This window comes from Leisingera sp. ANG-M1 (assembly GCF_000813745.1).
Lineage (GTDB): Bacteria > Pseudomonadota > Alphaproteobacteria > Rhodobacterales > Rhodobacteraceae > Leisingera.
In genome coordinates, this window is record NZ_JWLC01000004.1 from 92403 (window position 1) to 98402 (window position 6000).

6 protein-coding genes are annotated in these 6000 nt (G+C 62.9%); 2 read left to right on the top strand and 4 right to left on the bottom strand.

Features of this window, described 5'->3' with window-relative positions:
• Positions 1-199: 199 nt before the first annotated feature.
• The 4 genes from RA19_RS02330 to RA19_RS02345 form a co-directional block, all read right to left on the bottom strand.
• Complete coding sequence (locus RA19_RS02330; protein ID WP_039159205.1) at positions 200-772, bottom strand: cob(I)yrinic acid a,c-diamide adenosyltransferase; 573 nt, start codon at positions 770-772, stop codon at positions 200-202.
• 6 nt (positions 773-778) lie between these two features.
• Positions 779-982, bottom strand: coding sequence for a twin transmembrane helix small protein (locus tag RA19_RS02335; RefSeq protein WP_039159208.1), 204 nt, complete (start codon positions 980-982; stop codon positions 779-781).
• A 73-nt stretch (positions 983-1055) separates the two neighbouring features.
• Entirely contained in the window at positions 1056-1886 is an 831-nt protein-coding gene (locus tag RA19_RS02340; protein WP_039159210.1) for an SDR family NAD(P)-dependent oxidoreductase, read from the bottom strand.
• Positions 1887-1921: 35 nt separating this feature from the next.
• Positions 1922-2539, bottom strand: a complete 618-nt coding sequence (locus tag RA19_RS02345; protein ID WP_039159212.1) for an SH3 domain-containing protein — start codon at positions 2537-2539, stop codon at positions 1922-1924.
• 230 nt (positions 2540-2769) lie between these two features.
• On the opposite strand from RA19_RS02345, the gene parC reads away from it, so the two are divergent.
• Positions 2770-5118, top strand: coding sequence for a DNA topoisomerase IV subunit A (gene parC, locus RA19_RS02350; RefSeq protein WP_039159214.1), 2349 nt, complete (start codon positions 2770-2772; stop codon positions 5116-5118).
• Between the two features lie 129 nt (positions 5119-5247).
• Positions 5248-5835 (top strand): hypothetical protein, encoded by a 588-nt coding sequence (locus tag RA19_RS02355; RefSeq protein ID WP_039159215.1) that lies wholly within the window; start codon positions 5248-5250, stop codon positions 5833-5835.
• Positions 5836-6000 lie beyond the last annotated feature (165 nt).

Sequence of the window (6000 nt, forward strand, 5' to 3'; positions counted from 1 at the left end):
GGGCAAAATCGTCACGTTAGCGCACGCCGACGTCGCGTTTGCGCATTTGAGGCATCAATTTTGCAAGAATGTTTCCTGATGGAAAAATGTTCCGGGGAATGCCGCAAACCCCGGCGGCATAGGCGCACCGGGGCAGGCGTTTTCAGGGGATTTCAGGGCTGGCTGGGCGAATCAGGCGCCTGGCAAAGCGGCTTAGGTGTCAGCGGTTGGCGCCGGGCACCCAAAGCACGTCATCCTTGCCGCCGTTGTTGGCCACGCGGGCGGCAACAAAGAACCAATCCGACAGGCGGTTCAGGTATTTCACCGCAGCCTGGTTCACGTCCTCAGCAGTGCTGAGCTCGGTCGCCATCCGTTCCGCACGCCGCGCAACGGTGCGGCAGACGTGCAGATGCGCGGCCAGTTTCGAGCCGCCCGGCAGGATAAAGCTGCGCAGCGCCTCCAGATCCTTGTTCATCACGTCGATCTCGGCTTCCAGGCGTTCAACCTGCGCCACCGCGATGCGCAGCGGCGGGTACTCGGCCTCTGCGTCCTTTTCCATCTCAGGGCGGCACAGATCCGCGCCCAGATCGAACAGGTCATTCTGGATACGGCTGAGGGCCGCGTCCATCTCGCCTTCTGCCTCCAGCCGGGCGACGCCGACAAAGGAATTCAGCTCATCCGAGGTGCCATAGGTGTTCACCCGGGCAGAATGCTTGGCCACGCGGTCGCCATTGCCCAAGGCGGTCTCGCCCTTGTCGCCGGTGCGCGTGTAAATCTTGTTCAGAACGACCATCGCCGATTACCCTCCCTGGCTTTGGAAGTAGATGTAGGCCAGCAGCAGAACCACCGCAATGAATTGAAACAGGATGCGCAGGCGCATCATCTTGTTGGCATTTTTGCGATTGAATTCGCCGCCCTTGCCAAAGCCGCCGATGCCGACGACCAGCGCAACAACCACGGCGGCCATGGCGGCCAAGCCCAGATAATACAGCGGATCGCTCATCCCGTCCCTCACGCGCGTCTGTTGTGTTGCTTCCCTCTACCCTGCGCCGGGGCGGTTGGCGACCGGGAATCGGCTAGCCGAGCTTCACCAGGATGCGGTCTATTGCCCTAGTGCTGAGGATCCGGCGCAGAAAGCCCGCGATATGGGTCGGCGTGGTGACGTAATAACGCGGACGCGGGCGGCGCGATTCGCAGGCGTGCGCCAGTTTGGCCGTGACAGCCGAAGCAGGCAGTTCGAACGTGTCCGGGCCGCTGCTTTCGTAAAGCCGCTTCAGCAGGCGCTTTTCGTAGAGATCGCGCAGGGGCGAGGCTTTCCAGTCGATGAAGCGCTCGAAATGCGGAATCGATTTCTCGCGGATTTTCGAGGTTACCGGCCCGGGCTCGATCAGCACCATGTGGATGCCGGTGCCCTGCAGCTCGACCCGCAGCGTGTCGGTGAGGCCTTCCAGCGCGTATTTCGTCGCCACATAGGCGCCGCGCCAGGGGAAGGAGACAAACCCCAGGATCGAGGAGTTCTGCACGATCCGCCCGTGCCCCTGCTTGCGCATCACCGGAATCACCTGCCGGGTCAGCTCGTGCCAGCCAAAGAAATTGGCTTCGAAAATCGTGCGCAGAGCCTCGGTCGGCAGGTCCTCCACCGCGCCGGGCAGTCCGTGGGCGCCGTTGTTGAACAGCGCATCCAGGGTGCCGCCGGTGGCCTCAAGCACTTCGGCAAGGCCCGCACTGATGCTGGCCGGGTCGGTGTAGTCGATCCTTGGGCTCTCGAAGCCTTCGGCACGCATCCGGTCGCAATCGCGTTGTTGCCGGCAGGAGGCAAACACCCGCCAGCCGCGTTCCCGCATGCCGCGCGCTGCATCCAGGCCGATCCCGGAGGAGCAGCCTGTAATCAGGATAGTCTTTTTCACGTGATCGCCCTTTTGGCCGGAAACTTCCGGTGCAGTTATGGGCGTTTCTTGCTCACCAGGGAAGCGGCAATCCAGCCAACCTGCCCCTTGTCCGGCGCCCGCAGATGCAGCCAGCCGGTGCCGCTGTCCTCAAGCACGATGACCTCATCGCCGCCCAGAAGCCGGGTGATCACCGGGTAATTGGTGCCCGGCCCCTGCCGCATGTTCACCCGCGATGCGCGGATGCTGCGAAGGTCCAGAAAAGGCTCCGGCTCTGGCTGCGCTGCCAGCGGCTGGGCCGCAGGGGCCGCGGTTATTGCTGCCAGCCCGCCATCCAGCGAAGCCAGTTGCAGCCCGCCCGGCGCGGGCGCATGGGAGAAGGCTGTCTGGGATGAAGCCAGAACGCCCGCAGCGCTGGCCAATTGTTCGGCTGCCACCCGCTGGCGCAGAGCAGGGTCGGCTGCCGGGCGGGAAGACGCCTGAACTTGCGACCGGCGGGTCAGCACCGGCTGCGCCGTCAGCGAGGCCGCAGTGATTCTCGCAGGCTGAGGTGCTGCGGTTTCCGCCGCCGCCACCGGCTCGGGTCGCTTGGGCGGTTCAAAATCCGCCCCGCCGCTCAGCTCGTAAAACCCCCACCCGAGAAAAGCGAAAGACACCAAAACAAAACGCGACATAACAGGTCCCCCCAGACCAAGAACAAAAGGCAGCAGTACGCAAATACATAGATCTCAAATGCAATATGACCGGCGCAGCTGCCCGGTCCCTGTATATCTAGCGCGGGTTAACGGCCAGGAAACAGGGGAGAGTCCGACGCCTTCTCCCCCTAGGTGCGGAGCCGGCGGAGACGTGCGAATTTCGCGCAGCCCCGCTTTACCAATTCCGGCGGCGGCAGTATCACCGATGCATGACCGACCTGGTAGAAGACCCCGACATGCCGTCCGCCCCTGAAGGTGGCGAAATCCGCGAACCGCTGCGCCGCGCCATTGGCGAGCGCTATCTGACCTATGCGCTCAGCACCATCATGCACCGGGCGCTGCCCGACGCGCGTGACGGGCTCAAGCCGGTGCACCGGCGCATCCTCTATGCGATGAACCGGCTGCGGCTCAGCTCTTCGGGCGGCTTCCTGAAGTCGGCCAAAATCTCCGGCGACACCATGGGCGACTTCCACCCCCACGGCGACGCGGCGATTTATGACGCGATGGCGCGTCTCGCGCAGGATTTCAACGTCCGCTACCCGCTGGTCGACGGCCAGGGTAACTTCGGCAACATCGACGGCGACAACCCGGCGGCCTCGCGATACACCGAAGCACGGATGACCTTCATCGCCGAGGCGATGCTGGAAGGGCTGAACGAGGACGCGGTCGATTTCCGCGACAACTACGACGGCCGCCTGCAGGAACCCTCGGTTCTGCCCGCGACCTTCCCGAATATCCTGGCAAACGGCGCGGCCGGCATTGCGGTGGGCATGGCCACCAACATCCCGCCCCACAACATTGCCGAGCTGATCGACGCTTGTATCCATCTGATCCGCACGCCCGATGCCCGCGACGACACGCTGCTGAACTACGTGCCGGGCCCCGATTTCCCCACCGGCGGCATCATCGTCGAACCCAAGGAAAACATCGCCAAGGCCTACAGCACCGGCCGCGGCTCCTTCCGCCTGCGCTGCACCCATGAGGTCGAGGACCTCGGCCGCGGCCAATGGCAGATCGTCGTCACCGAGATCCCCTATCAGGTTCAGAAGTCCAAGCTGATCGAAAAGATCGCCGAGCTGATCCAGACCAAGAAGGTGCCGATCCTCGCCGATGTGCGCGACGAATCGGCCGACGACATCCGTATCATCCTGGAACCCAAGTCCAAGAACGTGGACCCCGAGGTTCTGATGAACATGATGTTCCGCAACTCGGACCTGGAAATCCGATTCAGCCTCAACATGAACGTGCTGATCGACGGTGTGACGCCCAAGGTCTGCTCGATGAAAGAGGTTCTGCGCGCCTTCCTCGACCACCGCCGCGACGTGCTGCAGCGCCGCTCGCGCCACCGGATGGAAAAGATCGACCACCGTCTGGAAGTGCTCGAAGGCTTTATCATCGCCTTCCTGAACCTCGACCGGGTGATTGACATCATCCGCTATGACGAGGACCCCAAGGCCGCGCTGATCCGCGAGGACTGGAGCAAGGACCACCCGCGCGCCTTCACCGAGGCCGAGTATATCACCCCAGCCCAAGGCGTCGGCGAGCTGACAGAAGTTCAGGCCGAAGCCATCCTCAACATGCGTCTGCGCAGCTTGCGCAAGCTCGAGGAAATCGAGCTGACCCGCGAGCGCGACGCCCTGCGCGAGGAACGCGCCGGCTTGGTCGAGCTGCTGGGTTCGGAAGAGCTGCAGTGGAACCGCATCACCGAGCAGCTGAAAGAGACCAAGAAGCAGTTTGGCAAAACCTACGAAGGCGGCGCCCGCCGCACCCGCTTTGCCGAGGCCGGGGAAGTGGAAGAGGTGCCGCTTGAAGCGATGATCGACAAGGAGCCGATCACGGTTGTCTGTTCGCAGATGGGCTGGATCCGCGCCATGACCGGCCATATCGATCTGAACCGTGAACTGAAGTTCAAGGACGGCGACGGCCCGCGTTTCATCTTCCATGCCGAAACCACAGACCGGCTGCTGGTGTTTGGCTCCAACGGCCGCTTTTACACGCTGTCGGCGGCGAATCTCCCCGGCGGCCGCGGCATGGGGGAACCCGTCCGCCTGATGGTCGACCTCCCCAACGAGGCGGAGATCATTGATCTGATCATCCACAACCCCGAAGGCAAGCTGCTTGTGGCATCCGACGCAGGCAACGGCTTCATCTGCGCCGAGAAGGAAATTGTCGCCCAGACCCGCTCCGGCAAGCAGGTCTTGAACGTCAAGGACGAAGACCGCGCCAAGATCTGTATTCCGGTAGAAGGCGACCACGTGGCCATTGTGTCGGAAAACGGCAAGTTCCTGGTCTTCTCGGTCGAAGAGATGCCCGAGCTCACCCGCGGCAAGGGCGTGCGGCTGCAGAAATACAACATGGCCCGCGGCAAGCAGGGCTCGCTGGAACTGGACGGCGGCCTCAGCGACATCACCACCTTCAACTGGGATGATGGCCTGAAATGGGAGATGGGCGGCGGCAAGACGCGGCATGAGTCTGACCTCACCCAATGGCTCGGCAAGCGTGCCGGGGTTGGCAAACGCCCGCCGCACGGCTTCCCGCGCAACTATAAATTCAAGTAGGGCGGCAGGTTTCTGCTGCCTTCCTGTGCCCCCCGCGCCACCTGCGCGGGGGTTGCTGTTTGCGGGCCTTTACCGGCTGCACCTTGCCCGGCTATCTGAGCGGGTCTGAATTTCCGCGAGGGACCGTTGATGATCCGTATTCTTTCTCTGCTGTCCGGGCTGGCCATGCTCGCCGCCTGCGGCGAAACCAGCCTGAACGAGGCCCCGGAGGATCTGGGCGCTTTCCAGGTGCGGGTCACCCATGTTTACACGGAAAAGGCGCTGCAATGGCCGCTGTCGCGTGAGGCGGATCACAGCGAGTGGACGGCACCGATCCAGAATGCAGTCGACACCCGCCTGCGCCGCTATCAGGGCGCGCAGGAATATGACGTGGCGGTAACGCTCGAAGGATTCATGCTGGCCCCGCCCGGCGTGCCGGTGCTGTTTTCTCCGAAGAGCGCGGTCGTGGTGAACGTCTTTGTCTACGACGTTGCGGAAGAGCAATTCCTCGCCAAGAAGCACCAGATGGAGATCTTCGAAAGCACAACCGGCGAAAGCGCTTTGCTGGGATCCGGCCACGCCCGCACCAAGGAAGAGCAGATTCAGGGGCTGGCCATCAACATTGCCGATAAGGTCGAAGAATGGATGGCAGCCCAGCACAAGGCGGAAGGCTGGTTTGCACCGCGGCCGGCCGGGGATGCTGCAGGCAGCGCGGCGCAGGATGCCGCTGAAGGCTGACGCGGCGATTTCCGCCCCTGTCAAGCAGGAACGGGTTGATTTTTCCGCCCAAACCAAATAATCCGCCCGCGCAGAGGAAACCGGGTCAAAGCTGACCCCTCATTTCAAAAGGGCGCCTAAGGAATGGCAAAGGAAAAGTTTGAGCGTAATAAACCGCACGTCAAC

What these genes read in the sequence shown, in the direction of transcription:
- RA19_RS02330 (WP_039159205.1), bottom strand. Translation starts at nt 772, where the DNA reads ATGGTCGTTCTGAACAAGATTTACACGCGCACCGGCGACAAGGGCGAG.
- RA19_RS02335 (WP_039159208.1), bottom strand. Translation starts at nt 982, where the DNA reads ATGAGCGATCCGCTGTATTATCTGGGCTTGGCCGCCATGGCCGCCGTG.
- RA19_RS02345 (WP_039159212.1), bottom strand. Translation starts at nt 2,539, where the DNA reads ATGTCGCGTTTTGTTTTGGTGTCTTTCGCTTTTCTCGGGTGGGGGTTT.
- parC (WP_039159214.1), top strand. Translation starts at nt 2,770, where the DNA reads ATGACCGACCTGGTAGAAGACCCCGACATGCCGTCCGCCCCTGAAGGT.
- RA19_RS02355 (WP_039159215.1), top strand. Translation starts at nt 5,248, where the DNA reads ATGATCCGTATTCTTTCTCTGCTGTCCGGGCTGGCCATGCTCGCCGCC.